Below are 21,606 nucleotides of genomic sequence, written 5' to 3'. Positions count from 1 at the left end.
CAATGAGCAACTTCGATGCCTGGAACACGGTTCCTACCCTGCGCGGCCAGCACGTAACCCTGCAGCCGCTGCAGATGGAGCACGTGCCCGGCCTGCGCGATGCGCTTGAAGGCAGCGGCCTGGACCAGCTCTGGTACACGCAGGTGCCATCGCCGGAACAGGCCGAGGCCTATGTGCAGGCCGCGTTGCAGGCCCAGAGCGAAGGCAAGGTGCTGCCGTTCGTGATCCGTGATGCGGCGGGTGACATCATCGGCAGCACGCGCTTCTACGACATGGATGCCGGTGTGCCCAGGCTCAGCCTCGGCTACACCTGGTACACACCACGCGTGCAGCGCACCGGTGCCAACACCGAAGCCAAGCTGTTGCTGCTGCAGCACGCCTTCGAAACGCTGGGCTGCATCAGCGTGGTGCTGGAAACCAGCTGGTTCAACGCCACCTCGCGCACTGCCATCGCCCGCCTCGGCGCCAAGCAGGATGGCGTGCTGCGCAACCACAAGCGGCATGCCGACGGCACGCCGCGCGATACCGTCATCTTCTCCATCATCGATGCGGAATGGCAGGGCGTGAAGCGCCACCTGCAGTACCGCCTGGACAGTCACGCATGAACGATTCGACTTTCACCCTGGGCATCGTCGGTGCCCGCGGCCATACCGGCGCCGAGCTGATCAAGCTGGTGGCCGCCCATCCGCGGCTGGAACTGGCTTTCGTCTCCTCGCGCGAGCGCGCCGGGCAGCGCCTGTCCGACCACCACCCTGAATTCCTGGGCGAGCTGCAGTACGAAAACCTGGACGCCGACGCGGTGGCGGCCAAGGGCGTGGATGCGGTTATCCTGGCCCTGCCCAACGGCCTGGCCGCGCCGTTCGTGGCCGCGCTGGAGGCGGCGAAGGCGGACACCGTCATCGTCGACCTCTCGGCCGACTACCGCTTCGACAACAGCTGGTACTACGGCCTGCCGGAGCTGACCCGTGGCCGCTACAACGGCCAGAAGCACATCAGCAATCCGGGCTGCTATGCCACCGCGATGCAGCTGGCGGTGCATCCGCTGCTGGACCTGCTGGCGGGTCCGCCCCAGTGCTTCGGTGTGTCCGGTTACTCCGGTGCCGGTACTACGCCGTCGGACAAGAACAACGTCGAACTGCTGGCCGGCAACCTGATGCCCTACGCGCTGACCAACCACGTGCACGAGCGCGAAGTGTCCGTGCAGCTGGGCGTGGCGGTCGAATTCATGCCGCACGTCGCGCCGCATTTCCGAGGCATCACGCTCACCGCCAATCTGTGGCTGAACCGGGTGCAGACCCGCGAGCAGATCGTCGAGCGCTTCCAGCAGGCCTATGCCGGCGAACCCCTGATCGACGTGGTGGATGAAGCGCCTTGGGTCAGCCGCATTGCCGGTCGCCACGGTGCCCAGGTCGGTGGCTTCACCCTGGCCCCGGGCGGCAAGCGGGTCGTGGTGGTGGCGACCCTGGACAACCTGCTGAAGGGCGCGGCCACCCAGGCCATGCAGAACCTCAACCTCGCGCTTGGCATCGACGAACTGACGTCGATCCCGCACTGAATACGCATTCCGGAGCCCCCATGGCAGACCTTCTTTGGCAGAAGCCCGGCGTCGCCGTCGACGCCCAGATCCAGACCTTCCTCGCCGGCGACGACGTGATCCTCGACCGCGAGTTCTTCCTGCATGACATCGCTGCCAGCGCCGCACATGCACAAGGCCTGCAGCACATCGGCATCCTCAGTGCCGACGAGCTGGACGGCCTGCTGCGCGAACTGGAGGTGCTGGCGCAGGACTTCCGCGAAGGCCGCTTCGTGCTCGATACCCAGTATGAGGATGGTCACTCGGCGGTCGAAGCGCGCCTGACCGAACGCCTCGGCGATGCCGGCCGCAAGATCCACACCGGCCGCAGCCGCAACGACCAGATCCTGGTCGCCACCCGCCTCTGGCTGAAGGAGAAGCTGCAGCGCGTGGCACAGCTCAGCGCCGAAGTGGCCAAGGTCGCGCTGGAGCGCGCACAGGCCGAGAAGGACCTGCCGATTCCCGGCTACACCCACATCCAGCGCGCCGTGGTGTCCTCGGCCGGCATGTGGTGGGCGGGCTGGGCCGAGGCCTTCATCGACAATGCCATCCGCGCGCGTGACACCCATGCGCTGGTCGATGCCAATCCGCTCGGCACGGCTGCCGGCTACGGCGTGAACCTGCCGCTGGACCGCGAGCACACCACGGCCGCGCTCGGTTTTGCGCGCATGCAGATCTCGCCTATCTACGCGCAGCTGTCGCGTGGCAAGTTCGAGCTGGCCGCGCTGGAAGCGCTCGGTGGTGCCACGCTGGATCTGCGCCGCATCGCCTGGGACCTGTCGCTGTTCACCAGCGCCGAGTTCGGCTTCGTCGCGCTGCCGGCGCAGTACACCACCGGCAGTTCGATCATGCCCAACAAGCGCAACCCGGACGTGATCGAGCTGATGCGTGCGACCCACGCCAGCGTCGCCGCAGCGCGTACCGAGATCGAGCAGCTGCTGTCGCTGCCGTCGGGCTACCACCGCGACCTGCAGTCGTCCAAGGGGGCCATCTTCCACGGCTTCGGCCGTGGCCTGGCCGCGCTGGAGCTGCTGCCGGCGCTGCTGGCCAACCTGGAATGGCGTGACGACAAGCTGCGTGCGGCCATCGATTCGGGCATGTATGCCACCGACGTGGCGGTGGAAGCGGCCGTGGCCGGCGTGCCGTTCCGTGAGGCCTACAAGGCCGCTGCGGCCGGTGCCGACAGTGCAGGGCAGGGACGCACGCCGGAAGGCAGCCTCGCCGCGCGCGTGTCGCCGGGTTCGGCCGCCGACCTGCGCCTGGACGAACTGCGCGCGCGCTGGCAGGCGCTGTCCTGATGGCGGGCACTGTCTACCTGGTGATGGCGATGCGCCGGCCGGACTTCAACGATGCAGCGGTGCAGCCGCACCGCGATTTCCTCGATGCGTTGCAGGCGCAGGGCAAGCTGCAGCTGACTGGTGGTTTCGCCGACGGCAGTGGTGGCGCCTATGTGCTGTGCAACGTGGACAGCCTGGCGCAGGCGCAGGCCATCGTCGCCACCGATCCGCTGGTGACGATGCAGGCCTCCGAGCTGACCGTGCACGAATGGAACACCCGCTGAGACACTGACCGATGATCCAGCACGCTGCCAACGTCGCCTCGCCGTTCCCCGAACAAGCGCTGCCGCCATGGCGGCGTGCGGTGCTGAAGGTCGGCAGCAGCCTGCTGGCTGCCGATGGCGGCGGCCTGTCACCACGCCACGCGCTGGGCCTGGCGCAGTTCGTCTCGGCCAATGTCCTGGCCGGGCGCGAGGTGGTGATCGTGTCGTCCGGCGCGGTCGCTGCCGGGCGCGCGATCCTGCCGCGGGCCGATGAGCCTGGCGCGGCGATGGCGGCGCGGCAGGCGCTGGCTGCGCTCGGCCAGGCCCAGCTGATCGGGCTCTGGCAGCGCTTCTTCGAGCGCCCGGTGGCGCAGGTGCTGCTGACCCATGACGACCTGCGCAACCGCCGCCGCTACCTCAACGCCCGCGCTACGCTCAACGAACTGCTGCGGCTGGGAGCATTGCCGGTGGTCAACGAGAACGACACCGTGTCGGTGGACGAGCTCAAGCTTGGCGACAACGACAACCTGGCGGCGACGGTGGCGGCGCTGGTTGATGCCGATGCGCTGCTCATCGCCACTGACATCGACGGCCTGTACAGCGCCGACCCGCGCACCGTGGCCGATGCGCGGCCGTTGCACGACGTGCCGGAACTGAGTGACGAGGTGCTGGCGATGGCCGGCGGCGCCGGCTCGCGCGCCGGTACCGGCGGCATGCGGACCAAACTGGAAGCGGCAGCGAAGGCGGGTCGTCTCGGCATCGAAACCTATCTGTTCAATGGCCGCAGCGGTGACGTGGTACGCGCGCTGGCGCAGGACCGCCTGTTCGGTACCCGTATCCACGCCGCGCGCAGCCGTGAGGCGGCCCGCAAGCACTGGCTGCGGCACGCGCCGCTGGTCGAGGGTGCGATCGTGATCGATGCCGGCGCAGCGCAGGCGATGCGCGAGAAGGGCGCCTCGCTGCTGCCCGGCGGCATCACCGGCGCGGAGGGCATGTTCCGCCGTGGCGACATGGTGCAGGTGTGCTGGAACGCGCCACAGGGCCGCGTCTGCGTGGCGCGCGGTGTCAGCCAGTACGCGGCCGATGATGTGCGCCGGATCGCCGGCCGCCATTCGCGCGACATCGAGGCCGTGCTGGGCTACAACTACGGTGGCAGTGTCGTCCATCGCGACGATCTGGTGCTGCCATGACCGGTTTGAAGGACTCCCCGATGAGCGACATCGAAACGCAGGCGCGTGCCTGCCGTGACGCGGCCCAGATCGTTGCCGGCCTCGACAGTGCGGCGCGCCACACGCTGCTGCTGGCAATGGCCCAGGCACTGGAAGTGAATGCCGGGCTGATCCTTGCCGGTAATGCACGTGACCTCGCCGCCGCGCGCGGCAAGGGCGTTGGCAGCGCCATGCTCGACCGCCTGGCGCTGGACCCGGCACGCCTGTTCGCGATGGCCGAAGCCGTGCGTGAGGTCGCCGCGCTGCCTGATCCCGTCGGCCAGATTACCCGCGACGATGTGCGTCCAAACGGCATCCGCGTGCAGAAGGTACGCGTGCCGCTGGGTGTGATCGCAATGATCTATGAGGCGCGCCCGAACGTGACCGCCGAAGCGGCTGCGCTGTGCCTGAAGGCCGGCAATGGCGTGATCCTGCGCGGTGGCTCCGAAGCGATCCATTCCAACACCGCCATCGCCCAGGCGTTGGCAGGCGCGCTCAAGGCCAATGGCGTGCCACCGGCGGCGGTGACCGTGCTGACCGATCTGCGCCGCGAAGCGATGCTGGAACTGCTGCAGCTGCATGAACTGATCGATCTGGCGATTCCGCGCGGCGGCGAAGGCCTGATCCGCTTCGTTGCCGAACATGCGCGGGTGCCGGTGATCAAGCACTACAAGGGTGTCTGCCACCTGTTCGTGGATGCCAGCGCCGACCCCGGCAAGGCCCTCGATCTGCTGGTGGACGGCAAGTGCAGCCGTCCGTCGGCGTGCAACTCGCTGGAAACCCTGCTGGTGCATCGTGATGTGGCCGAAGCCTTCCTGCCGCGCGTGGCGCAGGCGCTCGGTGAGCGTGGCGTGGAGCTGCGCGCCGACACGAACGCGCAGCCGCTGCTGCCGGGCAGCACCGCCGCCAGCGAAGACGACTACGCTGCCGAGTTCCTCGACCTGGTGCTGGCCGTGCGCGTGGTTGATGACCTCGAGGCGGCCATCGCGCACATCCGTGCCTATACCTCCGACCATACCGAAGTGATCGCCACCGAAGACGCCGGCCATGCCGAGCGCTTCGTCAACGCGCTGCGCTCGGCGGTAGTGATGGTCAATGCCTCGTCGCGCTTCTCCGACGGTGGCCAGCTGGGCCTGGGCAGCGAGATCGGCATTTCCACCACGCGCCTGCATGCGTACGGCCCAATGGGCCTGGAAGCACTCACCGTCGAACGATTTGTCGTGCGCGGTGAAGGGCAGACGCGCAAGTAGATCCACGCCATGCGTGGATGCTCTTCGCGGTAGACCCCGGTGCCGACCAAGGTCGGCACCCACCAGGCCCAAGCGCCGACCGAGGTCGGCACCACCGGGTTGCCGGGCTACACCACCTCGCGGCGGATGCCAACTGGACGCGCATGGTCATCCATGTGCAACGTGGCGGCCTTGCAGCCCAGCAGGCGTTCGGCAAGGCCGGTGCTGGCACCCAGATCGGCCGCGACTTCATTGAGGCTGGCCAGCGGTCGCGGCAGGCGTCGCTCGTGGCCACGGAAGCGCGCGCGGTTGTACTCGGCCCAGCCGATCAGCAGCACGCTGGCACACAGCAGCATCAGCGGCAGCGCCACCAGCACATAGAGATCGAACTGGCTTTGCCGTTGGTACAGCTGCTGCCAGGCCAGCTGGCCGCCGATCAGCCACGAGAACAGGGTCACCAACGGTGCCCACAGGTAGAAGTAGAACCCCCAGAACGCGAGGGTGACGAAGCCCCAGGCGGTGCGCTGGAAGCGTGGTTGGCGATGCGGCTTGCGGATCATCCGCGAGTCGAAGCGGTTGGACGGGCGTTGTGCGTTCATCGGATCCCCCGATCGGGACTGGTCCAGGTGGCGCGCTTGCTGCGACGGCGCAGCAGGGTCTTCGGCAACGCCACCAAGGTGGTGGAAAGACTGATCAGCCAGTACGCCATCGGGTACCAGATGACCCAGAAGTAGTTGCGTCCAATCTGTGTTTCGTAACGACGGTCGATGATCAGGCTGCTGGCGAACTGCATCAGGCAGACCAGGGCCAGAATCACGCCATGCCATTGCGGCAGCAGGCTGGCGATGTACAGCTGCGGCGGCATGTCGATGAGCTTGCCCAGCACCCACAGCACCACGATGAACAACATGGTGTAGGCCCAGATAACGCTCAGCACGTACTCCAGCAGTACGCCCCACATGCGCCGCTCCTTCCAGTGCAGCAGTGAACGCGCATGCCGCAGCATCACTTCCACGCCACCCTGCGCCCAGCGCAGCCGTTGCCGCCACAGGCCCTTCAGCGTTTCCGGCATCAGGATGAAGCACAGCGCATTGGGTTCGTAGCGGATGTCCCAGTGCGCGCGCTGCAGGCGCCAGCTGATGTCGATGTCCTCGGTCACCATGTCATCCGACCACCAGCCGACCTGGTGCAGGGCAGTACGGCGGAAGCCGGCGATTACCCCGGAGATGGTGAAGATGCGCCCGTATACCCGCTGCGCGCGCTTGATCATGCCGATGATCGACGAGAACTCGGCCACCTGCAGGCGTCCGAGCAGGGTGGAGCGGTTACGGATGCGCGGATTGCCGGTCACCGCGCCGACCCGGTTGCCGCTCACCAGGTGCCAGATCATCCAGTGCAGCGCGTGCTCCTCCATCATCGCGTCGCCGTCGATGCACACCAGGTACTCCGAACGCGCGGCGAGTGCACCCATGCGCAGCGCATTGGCCTTGCCCAGGTTGCGGTCCAGGTGCAGCACGCGCAGCCGCGGATGCTTCGCCGCCAGCACGTCGAGCCGGGCGCCGGTGTCATCACTGCTGCCATCGTCGATGGCGATCACCTCGTAGTCGGCCGGATAGCGCTGTGCCAGCGCCGCGCCGAGCGTGTCGTCGAGGTTCGCGGACTCGTTGTGGCAGGGAATCAACAGGCTCGCGAACGGTGGATCGACCATCAGCGGCGGGTCGTTGCGTGGGCGCGAATGGCGTTCGCGCCGGAAGTAGTAATACAGGCCGCCCGACATCCAGAAGAACGCCATCACCATCGGGTAGTAGAAGGCGAACTGGAACAGGATCTGCAGCAGCGGATGCATGTCCATGTCACTTCTCCGGGTACGGGAAGTTGCCGGCGGACATCGCCGCGCGGGCATCATGGGTGGAAGGCTGGCCGGCGATGAAGTCATCCGGGTACCAGGCGAAGTGGTGCACGCCCTGCGCCTGCAGCTGGCGGATCTGCGCGCGCAGCCGCTCGGCGGGAATCGGTTGCCCGCTGCGCCAATCGACGGTCTGCAGTTCGAACAGGGTGTGCTGCAACTGGGGATCGTGCGCGCGCACCGCGGCCAGCAGCTGGTCGAGCCAGCGTTCCGGATGCCTGCTGCCTTCCATCCACGGCATCGCCATCAGTGCGGTCTGGTCGTAGGCCTTGTTGAACAGCTCCAGGCGCTGCGCGAACCAGGCCTCGCTCTGCGGACGCAGCACCGGCTCCGCGTACAGGTTGCGCACCGTGGCCAGCTTCGGCCGCCAACGCTGCGCACTGTCGCGCAGGGCCAGGGTGAAGTCGATCAGCGCCTGTGTGCGTGCGCTGCCGTCCGTACCGGCCGACAAGGTGGGCAGCTCGGTGTCGCGCAGGTAGCCATCATCATGGAAGAGCAGGCCTTCGAAATACGAATTGACGGCCAGATCCTCGTAGATGTCGAGCATGATCTGGCGTGCCTTCGGATTGGTGAAGTCCAGCCGGTACATGCCGTCGGCATCACCGTTGTGGATCGCCAGTGCCTCGCGCTGCACGGGTTCGGGCAGCTCGAAGCCGAGCACCGGCAGCCATGCGTAAACCTTCACCCCCGCGCGCGACTTCAGCTGCCAGGCGACCCGGCTGAACAGGTCCGCGCGCATCGGCATGTGCCGGTTGGGGAAGTACAGTGCATCGGCGGTGTTGTTGCCGTCCGGATCGGCGAACGCCTGCAGGTAGACGTGGGTGGGCGAGATGCGCTTGACCCGCTCGATCAGCGCATCGAGGTTGCGCCCCTGCTGCGCCGGGTCCGGGTCGTACACATCATCCAGGTCGACCTGCAACGCGCGGATGCCGTCGAGCGCAACGTCGCGCCGCAGCTCGTAGGCCAGGCCCTCCACGGTCGGGTTGTCGCTGACCAGGAAGCGCGCCAGCCCATGCAGGTCGCTGGCCACTGGCGTGCTGCGGCCTTCCAGATCTAAGGACACCGGCATGCCCAGCTGTTCGGCGATGTCGTTGCTCAACTGGTTGTAGGCCGCGTACGGCCAGACAATGGCGCGCGGGCGCACGCCCAGATGCTGCTGGATGCGCTGCACGCTGCGGCCGAGATCGGCGCGCAGGCGCTGCTCGTACTGCGCCTCGCTCTCGTAGCTGCGCGTGGCCGGCCGGTAGATGCGGGTGACCACCGCTGGCGTCGAATTGCCCTGCGGATTGGCAAGCACTCCGTGGTGCAGGTCGTCGGTATGGCTGGCCACTTCGATCAGGCCGCTGTCGTGCATCTGCTTCAGCTGCGCCCAGGTAACGAAGTCATCGTGGCCGAACGGCCGGTAGCCATAGTCGATCGTGCGCCCGGGCGCCATGTCCACGTAATCGGTGATCACTGCCACCAGCGCCGGGTAGCGGTACGCCTGCAGCAGCGGGAACGCCTTGTCGTAGACGCTGCGCAGGCCATCATCGAAGGTCAGCAGTACCGGTTTCGGTGGCAGCGTGGCGCGTCCCTGGGAGGCGTCGATCACCTGCGACAGCGACACCGGGTGGTAGCCGTGTGCCCCCAGCCAATCCAGGTGCGCAGCGAAGTTCTGCGTGCTCACCGCGTAGGTATCGGCGTCGCCCTTGGCCGCGACCCGGTCGCGGATGTCGTGGTAGCTGAGGATCAGCAGGCCGTTGTCAGTGGCATCGAGATGCAGGGCCTGCTGCGCGAACGCCGGCGGCGTGGCGGCCAGCAGCAGGAGCACGATCAGTCGCAGGATGCGGGCCATGTCACTCTCCCCAGCGCAGTGCGGCTTCGAAGCCGATATGACGCTCGCGGTGGCCGTCGTAGACCGGCCGCGACCAGCGCACGCCGTACTCGAACACGCGGCCCTGGCCCAGCTGCCATTCGTGCATGTAGGACACCGAAGGGACCAGAGCGCTGCCGAAGCCGTCCTGCCAGTAGTCACCCAGCGAGACCGTCAGGCGGTGCCGGAAGTGGCGCTCGTAGTGCCGCCACAGCTGCTGGTCGATGCGCAGCCCGATCTCGACCATGCGGTCGCGCTTCGGGTTGAAGTAGGGCGCGTCGTCGCGGCTGCCCCGGCTGGTGTAGGCACTGGCCAGGCCGTCGATCAACCAGCGCGGGCGGGTCAGCAGGCGCTGTTCGATGCTGGTGCTGAACAGCTCGCGGTGGTTGCCGTCGTCGTAGCGGAAGCGGCTGGCGCCGAACATCCAGTGGGTCAGCTCGCTGCGCCGGTAGTCGACCTGCGCGCTCACGCTGTCAGCGCTGATGCCCGCCACGCGCGCCTGCATCGAGGCTTCCGGGTCATTGCGTGCGGCCACCAGCCCGGCATGCCAGTAATCGTTGAACTGCCAACCCACGCCGATGCGCAGGCCGGTATCGCCAATGTGGTCGTTGGCGCGCAGTACCGCCGCTTCCGCATCCAGCTGGCCAAAGCGGTAGCGTACGCCCGCGCCCAGCCACAGCGGGTCGATGCGCTGGTCCTGGAAGTCGACCGAGCGCCTGTCGGCGAAGGCGAACAACCGCCAGCGGTCGTCGAGCACCGGTGTCTGCACTTCGATGCCGTAGTGACGGTCGTTGTTGCCCAGCGGCGAGGTGCCGCCACCGCCGGAGCTGCGACCAATGTCGGTCCATGCCTTCAGCTGCCAACCGCGATGCGCCCGCCAGGCCTGGTCCATGCGTTCGACGGCGGGTTGGGTCGGGTAGCGTGCGACAAGATCGTCGTGCAGTGGCCTTGCCAGGTCATCGCGCTGCAGGGCGACGTAGGCCTCCTCCATGCCCAGCCGCGGTTCGATGTCGCGAGGGTCCAGCGCATGTGCCATCTGCTGGCGCTGCAGTGCCATGCGTGGCCATCCGCGCATCATGTACACGCTGCCCAGCGCGCTCTGCAGGCCGCCGTTGCCCGGTGCGATGTCGACCATCGATTCCAGGTCGTGCTGTGCGGTGCGCAGGTCGCCGCTGTAGGCGCGTACCATCGCCAGATTCAGGTCGGCCTCGTAACGTGACCAGTTCGCGTACGGTGACTTGCCGTTGCTCCAGCGCCACGCCGGCTCCTTGTCACGCCAGGCCTGCAGCAGGTCGATCGCCTTTTCCTGCTGCTCGCTCTCAAGGTAGGCATAGGCCAGTTCCGAATGCGAGGCATCGCGTGTCGGGTCGCCGGCCACTGCCGCCTGCAGCACCGGTATGGCTTCTTCCGGATGCAGGGTGCCCATCAGCGAATCGCCGACCGCAGGCAGCACATAGTCGGGCAGGGCATGGCCTTCGGCCTGCAGTGCGCGGGCTTCCTCGCGCACCTGCGCATGGCGGCCCAGCCGGTTGAGCAGGATCAGCCGGTCCATGCGGACGCGAAGCGGCGCCTGCGCGGGCGGGGTGCCCTCGCTGCCCAGGTAGCGCTGCATGCGCGCCAGGGTCGATTCGGCTTCTTCCAGGCGGCTGTCTTCGCTGCTGCTGTAGGCCAGGCTCCAGACCACAAGCTTGGCCAGGTAGTCGCCTTCGATGCGTTGCTTCTGTGCAGCGTCGAACAGTTGCGGGCGCTGCTGGTACAGCTCCCAGGCGCGCCAGGCGTTGCCGATGTCGCCCAGGGTCAGTACGCGCAGCTTGAACAGCAGGTCGTCGTTGGGTTGCTCTTGGCTGGCGCGCTCGATCGCGCCGAGGGCATCCAGCCAGCGGGCCTGGTCGCGGTAGCGGCCGATCTCGGCCAGGGCCGCCTCGCGGTCAGGCGGGGCAGCGCTGCTGGCCCAGGCCAGGGCGGTACAGGCAAGGCCGACGCAGAGCGCCAGCCGGCGGTGGACAACCATTGGGGACCCCCTTGGCTTCCGAACCAGACAACCTGAGAAATGTGACGCACATCACATGCCAGCTTTTGGCGTGGCCGTGGCCCGCGTCACTCCCTTCGTGCATTCCCGTCCAGCAAGGACGGATACAAACCCGGACAGCGACCTGCAATGTCTTGTCTGAAACGAGAGTCCCCCGCACACCGAATGGCGGCCTGGGCGGCGCTGCCGCCCCCATGCCCGATGCCGGCACGCGGCAAGGATGGGCATTCGTGGGCACTATCCGCCCGGAATTGTCAGCCCGGTGTCAAAATGCGCAGACGGGCTGACGAGCGGTAGGTAGGGCCGGTTGCGGCTTACCAGAGGTCTTCCAGCTTGCGCGGCTTGCAGGCCACCCAGGAGGCGCACAGCATCAGGGTGGCGCAGCCGAACAGGAAGCTGAACGGGAGCGTCCAGCCGTTGCTGACCGTATGCAGCCAGCCGACCAGGAACGGCCCCAGACAGCTGAAGCTGTAACCCACGCCCTGCATGAAGCCGGACAGTGCCGCCGAGCCGGTGGGGGTGCGCGTGCGCAGGTTGATCAGGGTCAGCGCCAGCGGGAAGGTGGATGGACCGACGCCGAGCAGGCACGCCCACAGCAGGGGGGCCTTCATCGGTGCCAGCAGCAGGCCGGTGAAGGCGATCACGAACGAGAAGAAGCCGATCAGCACCAGCGGGAACGGGTTCTGCATGCGAACTGCCATGGATGGAATGACCAGCGACGGCAGCAGCCCGAGCGCCGAGAACACCGCCACCATCACGCCACCAAAGGCCGGTGTGCCGCCGGCCTCGACCACGATGCGTGGCAGCCAGGTGAACATCGAATAGGTCATCAGCGAAGTCATGCCGAACATCAGCGTCATGCTCCAGCCCAGTGAGGTGCGCCAGACTTTCCCATGCGGCTGTGCGGCCGGGTCGGTGGCATCTGCCTGCGGCTTCGGTGCGCGCCTGGCCAGAACCAGCCACGGCAGTGCGGCAGCCAGTGCCAGCAGTGCCCACATGCCCAGCGACACGCGCCAGCCAGCGGCGTTGGCCATCGGTACCGCGAGCAATGCGGGCAGCATGGTGCCCAGCTGCAGCACGCTGATGTAGAGCGTGCTCATGGTGCCGACCTTGTTGGCGAAGTTGCGCTTTACCAGCGGCGGCACCACCACGTTGCCGATGCCCATGCCGGCCAGTGCCAGCACCGAACCGAGCAGCAGCGTGCCGACGTTGCCGGCGCTGGAGCGCAGCAGCAGGCCGGCCATCGCCATCACCATCGCCAGCAGCGTGGTGCGCTCCAGGCCCAGGCGCCGCGCCAGCGCCGGCGTGGCCACACCGAACAGCGCGAACGAGGCGGTCGGCAGCATGCCCAGCACGCCGGTCATGGTGGTGCCGAAGCCGAACTGCTGGCCGAGTACGTCGAGCAGCGGGGTGATCGAGGTGACCGCCGTGCGCAGGTTGACCGCTGCCAGCAGGATCGCGGCAAACGCGAGGACACGACCGTGCAGCAGCGACGGCGAATCGGAAGTGGAGGAACTCATCGGTGGTCCTTGCAGGTGTCGCATGCCGCGGAAATGGCATGCAGCGCCGGCATCGGTCTACGCCGAAGCGGCAGGTGGAGGTGGGGGCTGCTGGCGGGCCGGCAGCGCGGCCATTGTACGTGCGGGCTCCGGCAAGGTCCCGTCATGCGGGCGGCCAGGTGCCTGATACAAAAAAACCCGGAGGACAGTGATGTCTTCCAGGCTTCTTGGTGACCACCGAAGTGGTCGGGGAGACAGGATTCGAACCTGCGACCTCTACGTCCCGAACGTAGCGCTCTACCAGACTGAGCTACACCCCGAAGGGAGCCGCCTATTCTAGCGATTCACCCCGATGGCGGCAAGGGGTGAATGCTGTTTTCTTCACACTGCCGAAGCAGTGCCACTTCAGGGAACAAAAAAGCCTGGACGACTTCACCAGGCTTCAATGCGACCACCGAAGTGGTCGGGGAGACAGGATTCGAACCTGCGACCTCTACGTCCCGAACGTAGCGCTCTACCAGACTGAGCTACACCCCGAAGGAGCCGCCTAAGATACCGTGTGAAGGCCAAGGCGGCAAGGCTTTTTTACAGCTCAGCGACGATTTTCCTTCTCGATGCGGTTCTGCTCGCGGGCTTCGAACCACATGCCGTTGAGGATGGCCACCGTCGAGGCGAGGCCGGCACCGAGAATCCAGGCGAAATACCACATGATCAGTCTCCTTCATTCCGGGTAGGTGCCGACCGTTGGTCGGCACACGTGCAAGCAATCAATACGCGTTCGGGTTGTTGCCCATCTCTTCGGTGGTGGTCTTGCCCTTCAGCACGCGGTACACCCAGGTGGTGTAGGCGAGGATGATCGGCAGGAACACCGCCGTGGCCAGCAGCATGATCCACAGGGTCAGGTGGCTGGACGAGGCGTCCCACACGGTCAGGCTGGAGGTGGGCTGGCTCGAGGACGGCAGCAGGAACGGGAAGATCGCAAAGCCGACGGTCAGGATGATGCCGGCGATGGCGGCCCCGGAGGCGATGAAGGCCAAGCCGCCGCGACGGGCCCGCAGCAGTACCGCACTGGCCAGCAGTCCGGCCAGGCCCAGCAGCGGCGCCAGGATCGTGGCCGGCATGGCGCTGTAGTTGCGCATCCAGCCACCGGCGGCGCCGAGTTCGGCGGTCTTCAGCAGCGGATTGGTGGCGCCGTCGGTGACCACCTGCGAGGTGATCTGGTAACCCGGCAGGCCGAAGGCCACCCAGGCACCGCCCACCGCGAACAGCACGAAGGCGATGATCGCGGCGATGCTGCCGAAACGGGCCGCACGTTCGGCCACCGGGCCGTCGGTCTTCAGCACCAGCATGGCGGCACCGTGGGCGACCAGCATCGACACGCTGAGCAGGCCGGCCAGCAGCGCGAAGGGCATCAGCAGGCCGAAGAACGAGCCGGTGTAGAAGATGCGCATGCTGTCATCGAAGTGGAACGGCACGCCCAGCACCACGTTGCCCACCGCCACGCCCATGATCAGCGCCGGGATGAAGCCACCGATGAACAGCGCCCAGTCCCAGGTGTTGCGCCAGCGCTCGCTGGGCATCTTGCTGCGGAACTTGAAGCCGACCGGTCGCAGGATCAGCGCGAACAGGATCACGAACATCGCCAGGTAGAACCCGGAGAAGCTGACCGCGTAGAGCGGCGGCCATGCGGCGAAGATCGCGCCGCCGCCCAGGATCAGCCACACCTGGTTGCCTTCCCATACCGGACCGATGGTATTGATCACCAGCCGGCGCTCAGCGTCGTTGCGGGCGACGAAGGGCAGCAGGGTGCCCACGCCCAGGTCGAAACCATCCATCACGGCGAAACCGATCAGCAGGATGCCGAGCAGCAGCCACCAGATCACGCGCAGCGTGGTGTAGTCCAGAAGAATGAAATCCATCTTGGTTCTCCTGCCTCAGGCCTGGCCGGCGGCCGGCGCCGAGGCATTGTGGGAAGCATGCGGCTGGGGCGACTGCAGTGACGGCAGCACCTCGTCCGGACCCTTGCGGATCGCCTTGAGCATCAGCTTGATCTCGACCACGATCAGCGCGGTGTAGATGGCAGTGAAGCCGGCCAGGGTCAGCACGATTTCATGCAGGGCCAGCCCCGATGCTGCATAGAAGGTCGGCAGCACGCCATCGACCGCCCACGGCTGGCGACCATACTCGGCCACGAACCAGCCGCACTCGATCGCGATCCACGGTGCCGGCAGCGTCCACAGGGCCAGCTTGAGGAACCAGCGCTTGTCCTGGAAATTGTTGCGGCAGGAGTAGTAGAAGGCCAGTGCGAAGAAGGCGATCAGGTAGAAGCCCAGGCCGGCCATCACGCGGAAGGTCCAGAACAACGGCATCACGCGCGGCACCGTGTCCATCGCCGCCTGCGAGATCTCCTGCGGGGTGGCGTTGAGGATGTCATCGCGATAGCGCTTGAGCAGCAGGCCGTGGCCCAGGTCCTGCCAGTGGCGGTCGAACATCTCGCGCGCTTCCACGTCGTTCTTGTTCGCACGCAGGCGTTCCAGCGCGCCGTAGGCGAGCTGGCCGCCACGCACGCGGTGTTCGGCGCGCTCGACCAGTTCCAGGATGCCCGGAATCGGCTGGTTCAACGAACGGGTGGCGATCAGGCCCATCAGGTAGGGGATCTTCACCGCGTAGTCGTTCTGGTGGGTGTCCTGGTTCGGGATGCCGAAGGCGGTGAAGTCGGCCGGCGCACGCTCGGTCTCCCACATCGCTTCGATCGCGGCCAGCTTCATCTTCTGGTGTTCGCTGGCGGCGTAGCCACTCTCGTCACCCAGCACGACCACCGACAGCGAGGACAGCAGGCCGAACGCCGCGGCCACCGCGAACGAACGTCGGGCCAAGTCCTTGTGCTTGTTGCGCAGCAGGAACAGGGCGCTGATCGCCATCACGAACACCGCACCGGTCACATAACCGGCGCTGACGGTGTGCACGAACTTGGCCTGCGCCACCGGGTTGAACACCACCGCCATGAAGTCGACCACTTCCATGCGCATGGTTTCCGGGTTGAACACCGCACCGGTCGGGTTCTGCATCCAGCCGTTGGCGACCAGGATCCAGATCGCCGACAGGTTGGTGCCCAGCGCCATCAGCCAGGTCACCATCAGGTGCTTGACCTTGCTCAGGCGGTTCCAGCCGAAGAAGAACAGGCCGACGAAGGTGGCTTCCAGGAAGAAGGCCATCAGGCCTTCGATGGCCAGCGGCGCACCGAAGATGTCACCCACGTAGTGGCTGTAGTAGGACCAGTTCATGCCGAACTGGAATTCCATGACGATGCCGGTGGCGACGCCCATGGCGAAGTTGATGCCGAACAGGACGCCCCAGAACAGGGTCATCCTGCGCCAGATCTCCTTGCCGGTCATCACGTACACGCTCTCCATGATGGCCACCATGAAGGACAGGCCGAGGGTGAGCGGTACGAATAGGAAGTGGTACATCGCGGTCAGCGCGAATTGCAGCCGCGACAGTTCTACGACTGTCTGATCAATCATGGCCTGGCTACCTCGTTGGATAGTGCCGTTGCAGGTGGCGGGAAGGGTGGTCTACGACGTGAATGATGTGACCGACTACTTCAAACAGCCTTGATCCAGATCAATGTATGAACAGGTGCCCCGGTTGATCGTATGCCAACCTGATGAAGACTGCGACCGCCGGCCGCAGGGGCGGGCTATTGCCTGCGCCTACAATGCCGTGTCTCCCCCGTTGCCCGTGAAGACCTCTTGAGCGCTGCCGAAACGACCCCTGACGGCCTGTCCCCGGAAGCTGAAACCGCCCGCCAGCGGCATGTGCGCACGGCCTGGCTGGCCGACCTGGCACGCTCCGCCCGGGGCCGCCAGCGCTTGGCCGCGCTGTGCATCAGCCTGTCCGGCGCGCTGTTGATCGGCCAGGCTGCCGCCATCGCCTGGCTGGTGCAGCAGGTGCTGGTGGAGCGCGTGCCGCTGGCCTCGGGACTGCCAGCGCTGGGTGGGCTGGCGGTGATCCTGGTGCTGCGCACGCTACTGGGCAGCGCCACCCAGGCGGCTGCCGGTGACGTGGCCGACGCCGCACGCCTGGCATTGCGCGAACGCGTGTTCGCACGCCTGCTGGGCCACGGCCCACTGTGGCTGCGGCAGCGCCGCACCGGCGAACTGGGCGAACTGATGCTGCATCACGGTGATGCGATCGAGAGCTATTACAGCGGCTTCCTGCCGGTGCGCACTGAAGTGGTGGTGGTGCCGCTGCTGATCCTGGCCGCTGTCGCCTGGGTCGACTGGGTGGTGGCGCTGATCCTGCTGTTCACTGCGCCGCTGGTGCCATTTTTCATGATGCTGGTGGGCTGGGGCGCCGAAGCGGCCGGCCGTGCGCAGCTGGGTGAGCTGGCACGCATGAGCGGCCATTTCGCCGACCGGATCAAGGGCCTGGGCCTGCTACGCCTGTATGGCCGCGGCGAAGCTGAGCTGGAGGGGATCGAGGCGGCTGCCGAAGGCGTGCGCGTGCGCACCCTGAAGGTTCTGCGCATCGCTTTCCTCTCGTCCACGGTGCTGGAATTCTTCGCCTCGGTGAGCGTGGCGATGGTGGCGCTGTACCTGGGCCTGAGCTATCTGGGCATGATGTCGCTGCATGCAGCGGTGCCGACGCTGGGTGCGGGGCTGTTCTGCCTGCTGCTGGCACCGGAATTCTATGCGCCGCTGCGACGGCTGGCCGCGCATTACCATGATCGCGCCAATGCACTGGCCGCCGCCGCCGAAGTGGAGCGCCTGCTGCAGTCGCTGCCCGATGAGCAGGGCCTGATCGAGAACGAGGTTGCACCGCTGGCGGTGGAGCCGGCCGAGGCCGCCTTGCCGCCGCTGCACGCACAAGGGCTGGTGCTGCGCCCGCTGGGCGCGCCGCAGGATGTGCTGCAGGATCTGGACCTGCGGCTGGAGCCGGGCCAGCGCCTGGCCCTGGTTGGTCCCAGCGGCTCCGGTAAAAGCACCCTGCTGGAAGCGCTGGCCGGCTGGCTGCCGCCGCGCGCCGGCAAGCTGCAGCTGCGTCCCGGTGTGCAGGTGGCCTATGCCAGCCAGCGCCCCTACCTGTTCCACGGCAGCATTGCCGACAACCTGCGCCTGGCCGATCCGGGTGCCAGCGATGCCCGTCTTCGTGCGGTGGCCGAGGCCGCGCAGGTGCTGCAGTTCGCACAGCGCCTGCCACTGGGCCTGGACACGGTGATCGGCGAACGTGGCTTCGGCCTGTCCGGCGGCGAAGCCCGTCGTATCGGCCTGGCCCGGTTGTTGCTGCGCGATCCGCAGGTGCTGCTGCTGGACGAACCCACCGCGTTCCTCGATGCCGATACCGAAGCGGCGCTTTTGCGCAGCCTGGCCGCCTATGCACGTGGCCGCAGCGTGGTGGTCGCCACCCACAGCCCGGCGGTGATCGCCTGGGCCGACCGTTGCCTGCTGTTGCCGGAAGGCCGCCTGGTCGAGCCGGCACAGGCGGTGCGCGCATGAGCCGTTCGCCTGGTTCGCTGCGCGCGGTGTTCCTGCGCCATCGGCCGCGCCTGCTGCTGACCGTGCTGCTGCTGTGGACCACCATGCTGGCCGGCACCGCATTGCTAGGTCTGTCCGGTGGCTTCCTCACCGCCGCCGCGTTGGCGGGCGCGGCCGGCCTCGGCCAAGGCTTCAACTTCTTTTCACCGTCCGCGGGCATACGCGGGCTGACGATGGCGCGCATCGTGTCGCGCTATTTCGAGAAGCTGGTCGGCCACGACGCCACGCTGCGCATCGCCCGCGACCTGCGCGTGTGGTTCTTCCGCCGCGCGTTGCCGTTGGCACCCGCACGGTTGGGGGCTACGCGCACCGGCGACCTTCTGGCGCGCCTGCTCGGCGATATCGGTGAAGTGGACGGCCTGCTGGTGCGTGCGCTCGGGCCGCTGGTGGCGTTGGGCGGATTGTCGCTGGTCGCGATCGTTTCGGCGGCACTGATCCTGCCGTCGGCTGCGGTGCTGATGGCGGTGCTGGCGCTGCTGATCGCCTTCGGCGTGCCGTGGCTGGGCGTGCGTGGCCATGACGACGAGGAGGCCGACCGTGCCGCGCATCGTGCCGCATTGCGTACCGCTGCATTCGAAGGGCTGGAAGGTGCGGGTGACCTGGCCGCGCTGCACGCCGATGCGGCCTGGCAGCTCAAGGTACGGGTGGCGGCCAAGCAGCTGGCCTCGCGTGATCGCCGCCGCCGCTGGCGCCTGATCGCGGCCTCGACGCTGCACGGTCTGGTCGCCGGGCTGGGGCTGGTGGCGATGCTGGCATTGGCCCTGCATGCGGCCGAACAGCAGCGCATCGCGCCGGAGATGGCCGCGGGCCTGGTGTTCCTGACCGTGGCGTTGATCGAGCTGTGGGCCGGCATGGGCCTGGCCTGGCAGTCGCTGCAGTCCGGGCGCATTGCCGCCGATCGGTTGCAGGCCATCGTCGAGCAACCGCCGACGGTGGACGATCCGCAGGCGCCGCAGCCGGTACCGCAGGCCGCGCGCGTACAGTGGGATGACGTGCATTTCCAGTGGCCCGGTGCGGCGCGGCCGGTGCTGTCCGGCCTGCATCTGACCCTGGCGCCGGGCGAGCGCATCGCGATTCGCGGCGACAGCGGCAGCGGCAAGACCACGCTGTCCAGCCTGCTGCTGCGGCTGTGGGATCCGCAGCAGGGACGGCTGACCTACGGTGGCCGCGATCTGCGTGATTTCGCCCAGGCTGACTGGCACCGGCAACTGGCGTGGCTGCCGCAGAACGCGCCGGTGTTTGCCGGCAGCGTGGCCGAGAACCTGCGCCTTGGTGATCCCGATGCCAGCGACGCCGCGTTGTGGGCGGTGCTGCGCCGCGTGCGTCTGGGCGAATGGGCCGAGCGCAACGGCGGCCTGCAGGCCTGGGTGGGCGAGAACGGCGCGACGATGTCCGCCGGCCAGGCGCGGCGGTTGGCACTGGCGCGCGCGCTGCTGCGCAATGCGCCGATCCTGCTGCTGGACGAACCGACCGAAGGCCTCGACGTGGATACCGCACGCGCGCTGTTGCAGGACCTTTCCGGGTTGCTGGACGGGCGCAGCCTGCTGATGATCACCCACGATGATCTGCCTCAAGGCGTGGTCGATACGCAGTACAGATTGCGCGACAGGGTGTTGGTCCGCGAAGCGTGACGATGGTCCGGTAGTGCCGGCCGCTGGCCGGCAATTGGAGCGTCCGAGGATGCCGGCCAGCGGCCGGCACTACCGATTGCGAGGGTTACCGCGAGAACTCGCGCAGCATCACCGCGATCGAGGCCACGTTGGCCAGCACGCACAACCAGAACACCCACTGGAATGCCGCCTTGCGGTGCTTGTGGCGGAACAGCGCCTGGCCCAGCAACGCGCCCGGCCAGCCACCGGCAAAGGCCAGCAGCTGCAGGGTGCGTTCGGGAATGCGCCACTGCTTTCGCTGCGCCGCGCGCTTGTCCTGGCCGTACAGCGCGAACGACACCGCGCTGGCCAGCATGCACCAGCCACCCAGCCACAGCGGCAGCACACCGCTGACCATCAGTGCGATCAACGCACCGAACGCGGCGAGCGCCAGGTTGCGCTGCCAAGCCACTACAGCGCGTCAAGGAAGCCGCGCACGGCGGGGCCGAAACGATCGAAGTCGACCAGGAAGGCGTCGTGACCCTGCGGTGACTCCAATCCGATGAAATGGGCGTCAGCGCCTCCGGCACGCAGGCCATCGGTGACCTGTTGCTGCTGCTGCACCGGGAACAGGATGTCGGTGTTGGCGCCGATGGCCAGCGCCTTCTCCACCCGGATCTTCGCCAGCCCGGCCAGCACATCGCCGTCGGCGTACTCGGCCAGGTCGAACCAGTCCATCGAGCGGCTCAGGTACAGATAGCAGTTGGGATCGAAGAAGCGCACGAAGCGTCGTGCATGGCCTTCCAGATAACTTTCCACCTGGAATTCGAGGCCGAACGGATCGTCGTCGGTCTGGTCCGAATCCAGCCGCACGCGGCCAAAGCGGCCATCCCATTCCAGTGCCGAACGGTAGGTGATCACGCCCAGCTTGCGGGCCATGCGCATGCCGGACTCGGGATACGCGTCGTCGTCGTAGTGGCCGCCATTCCAGCATGGATCAAGGCGGATCGCTTCGCGCTGCAGCGAGCGGATCGCGATGGAGAACGGCAGCGCCTGCGCGCTGCCGGAAATGTTGATGTGGCTGCGCGCAATGCCCGGGTGCAGCATCAGCACGGCCAACGCGGTCATGCCGCCCATCGAGTTGCCGACCACGCAGGCCAGCTGCTCGATGCCCAGCGCACGCACGACTTCAATGGCGGCGCGCGCGCCGTCCTCGATGGACAGTTCGGGAAAGTCCAGGCGATACGGTTGGCCCGTGGCCGGGTTGAGCGAGGCAGGACCGGTCGAGCCCTTGCAGCTGCCCAGCGAATTCACGCACACCACGAACCAGCGGTTGGTATCGATGGGTTTGTCGGGGCCAACCATCGCTTCCCACCAGCCCGGTGCCGGATTGGCCTCGTTGGCCGCCGCATGCGCGTCCGGTGAAAGGCCGGTCACGATCAGGATTGCGTTGCTGGCGTCGGCCGCCAGTGTGCCCCAGGTCTCGTAGGCCACCCGTGCACCATGCAGGGCGCCACCGCGCTTGAACGGGAAGGGCGAGGGCAGGGCGTGGAAGCGGGTGCCGGGCGGGATGAATTCGGTCATGCACGCATTCTAGCGGGGCGGCCTGTGGAGCTGGCGACACGCTGGTTTCCATCGGTGATG

At 67.2% G+C, this 21,606-nt stretch carries 18 protein-coding genes and 2 tRNA genes; 8 read left to right on the top strand and 12 right to left on the bottom strand.

Annotated elements, in window-relative coordinates; translation table 11 throughout:
• The first annotated feature begins 2 nt into the window (after window positions 1–2).
• The 6 genes from N5C25_RS15410 to N5C25_RS15385 are packed head-to-tail and all read left to right on the top strand — an operon-like array spanning window position 3 to window position 5,571.
• On the top strand, window positions 3–605 hold the full coding sequence (locus N5C25_RS15410) for a GNAT family protein (protein ID WP_279937240.1): 603 nt from the start codon (window positions 3–5) through the stop codon (window positions 603–605).
• Window positions 602–1,555 carry an N-acetyl-gamma-glutamyl-phosphate reductase gene (argC, locus tag N5C25_RS15405; RefSeq protein WP_058979691.1) on the top strand — a complete coding sequence of 318 codons (954 nt, stop codon included), beginning with the start codon at window positions 602–604 and terminating at the stop codon, window positions 1,553–1,555. The genes N5C25_RS15410 and argC overlap by 4 nt, the downstream gene beginning before the upstream one ends.
• A gap of 20 nt (window positions 1,556–1,575) precedes the next feature.
• The gene (gene argH / locus N5C25_RS15400) at window positions 1,576–2,871 is read left to right on the top strand and encodes an argininosuccinate lyase (protein WP_279937239.1); all 1,296 of its coding nucleotides are present in this window, start codon (window positions 1,576–1,578) and stop codon (window positions 2,869–2,871) included.
• A complete protein-coding gene (locus tag N5C25_RS15395) occupies window positions 2,871–3,134 on the top strand; it encodes a YciI family protein (protein WP_005414003.1) in 264 nt (87 codons plus the stop codon). The genes argH and N5C25_RS15395 overlap by 1 nt, the downstream gene beginning before the upstream one ends.
• A gap of 11 nt (window positions 3,135–3,145) precedes the next feature.
• Window positions 3,146–4,303, top strand: a complete 1,158-nt coding sequence (gene proB / locus N5C25_RS15390; protein WP_279937238.1) for a glutamate 5-kinase — start codon at window positions 3,146–3,148, stop codon at window positions 4,301–4,303.
• Complete coding sequence (locus N5C25_RS15385; RefSeq protein ID WP_058979698.1) at window positions 4,300–5,571, top strand: glutamate-5-semialdehyde dehydrogenase; 1,272 nt, start codon at window positions 4,300–4,302, stop codon at window positions 5,569–5,571. Before proB ends, N5C25_RS15385 begins: the two co-directional genes overlap by 4 nt.
• A 107-nt stretch (window positions 5,572–5,678) precedes the next feature.
• On the opposite strand, the gene pgaD is transcribed toward N5C25_RS15385, so the two are convergent.
• The 10 genes from pgaD to N5C25_RS15335 form a co-directional block, all read right to left on the bottom strand.
• Entirely contained in the window at window positions 5,679–6,149 is a 471-nt protein-coding gene (pgaD, locus tag N5C25_RS15380) for a poly-beta-1,6-N-acetyl-D-glucosamine biosynthesis protein PgaD (RefSeq protein WP_058979701.1), read from the bottom strand.
• The gene (pgaC, locus tag N5C25_RS15375; RefSeq protein WP_279937237.1) at window positions 6,146–7,402 is read right to left on the bottom strand and encodes a poly-beta-1,6-N-acetyl-D-glucosamine synthase; all 1,257 of its coding nucleotides are present in this window, start codon (window positions 7,400–7,402) and stop codon (window positions 6,146–6,148) included. Before pgaC ends, pgaD begins: the two co-directional genes overlap by 4 nt.
• 1 nt (window position 7,403) lies before the next feature.
• Window positions 7,404–9,290 (bottom strand): poly-beta-1,6-N-acetyl-D-glucosamine N-deacetylase PgaB, encoded by a 1,887-nt coding sequence (pgaB, locus tag N5C25_RS15370; protein WP_279937236.1) that lies wholly within the window; start codon window positions 9,288–9,290, stop codon window positions 7,404–7,406.
• A 1-nt stretch (window position 9,291) separates the two neighbouring features.
• Window positions 9,292–11,319 carry a poly-beta-1,6 N-acetyl-D-glucosamine export porin PgaA gene (gene pgaA / locus N5C25_RS15365; RefSeq protein WP_049451681.1) on the bottom strand — a complete coding sequence of 676 codons (2,028 nt, stop codon included), beginning with the start codon at window positions 11,317–11,319 and terminating at the stop codon, window positions 9,292–9,294.
• A gap of 332 nt (window positions 11,320–11,651) precedes the next feature.
• Window positions 11,652–12,857, bottom strand: a complete 1,206-nt coding sequence (locus N5C25_RS15360; protein ID WP_279937235.1) for an MFS transporter — start codon at window positions 12,855–12,857, stop codon at window positions 11,652–11,654.
• 222 nt (window positions 12,858–13,079) lie between these two features.
• Window positions 13,080–13,156: transfer RNA gene (locus tag N5C25_RS15355), tRNA-Pro, on the bottom strand.
• A gap of 140 nt (window positions 13,157–13,296) precedes the next feature.
• Window positions 13,297–13,373, bottom strand: a tRNA-Pro gene (locus N5C25_RS15350).
• Between the two features lie 55 nt (window positions 13,374–13,428).
• On the bottom strand, window positions 13,429–13,545 hold the full coding sequence (gene cydX / locus N5C25_RS15345) for a cytochrome bd-I oxidase subunit CydX (protein ID WP_005410354.1): 117 nt from the start codon (window positions 13,543–13,545) through the stop codon (window positions 13,429–13,431).
• Between the two features lie 58 nt (window positions 13,546–13,603).
• The gene (cydB, locus tag N5C25_RS15340; RefSeq protein WP_005410353.1) at window positions 13,604–14,755 is read right to left on the bottom strand and encodes a cytochrome d ubiquinol oxidase subunit II; all 1,152 of its coding nucleotides are present in this window, start codon (window positions 14,753–14,755) and stop codon (window positions 13,604–13,606) included.
• 15 nt (window positions 14,756–14,770) lie between these two features.
• Window positions 14,771–16,360 (bottom strand): cytochrome ubiquinol oxidase subunit I, encoded by a 1,590-nt coding sequence (locus N5C25_RS15335; protein WP_279937234.1) that lies wholly within the window; start codon window positions 16,358–16,360, stop codon window positions 14,771–14,773.
• 228 nt (window positions 16,361–16,588) lie between these two features.
• Between N5C25_RS15335 and cydD the strand changes: the two genes are divergently transcribed.
• Together cydD and cydC are read left to right on the top strand one after the other, a co-directional pair.
• Complete coding sequence (cydD, locus tag N5C25_RS15330; protein WP_279937233.1) at window positions 16,589–18,334, top strand: thiol reductant ABC exporter subunit CydD; 1,746 nt, start codon at window positions 16,589–16,591, stop codon at window positions 18,332–18,334.
• Window positions 18,331–20,004 (top strand): thiol reductant ABC exporter subunit CydC, encoded by a 1,674-nt coding sequence (gene cydC / locus N5C25_RS15325; RefSeq protein WP_279937232.1) that lies wholly within the window; start codon window positions 18,331–18,333, stop codon window positions 20,002–20,004. Before cydD ends, cydC begins: the two co-directional genes overlap by 4 nt.
• 85 nt (window positions 20,005–20,089) lie before the next feature.
• On the opposite strand, the gene N5C25_RS15320 is transcribed toward cydC, so the two are convergent.
• Together N5C25_RS15320 and N5C25_RS15315 are read right to left on the bottom strand one after the other, a co-directional pair.
• The gene (locus N5C25_RS15320; RefSeq protein WP_021204644.1) at window positions 20,090–20,434 is read right to left on the bottom strand and encodes a DUF1294 domain-containing protein; all 345 of its coding nucleotides are present in this window, start codon (window positions 20,432–20,434) and stop codon (window positions 20,090–20,092) included.
• Window positions 20,434–21,546, bottom strand: a complete 1,113-nt coding sequence (locus tag N5C25_RS15315; RefSeq protein WP_279937231.1) for a homoserine O-acetyltransferase — start codon at window positions 21,544–21,546, stop codon at window positions 20,434–20,436. Before N5C25_RS15315 ends, N5C25_RS15320 begins: the two co-directional genes overlap by 1 nt.
• Between the last annotated feature and the right edge of the window lie 60 nt (window positions 21,547–21,606).

The sequence above is a fragment of the Stenotrophomonas sp. GD03958 genome, from assembly GCF_029839005.1.
In the GTDB taxonomy this organism is placed as follows: Bacteria; Pseudomonadota; Gammaproteobacteria; order Xanthomonadales; family Xanthomonadaceae; genus Stenotrophomonas; species Stenotrophomonas hibiscicola.
The sequence above is the reverse complement of the archived record's forward strand: the minus strand, read 5'-3'. Positions and strand labels throughout refer to the sequence as shown.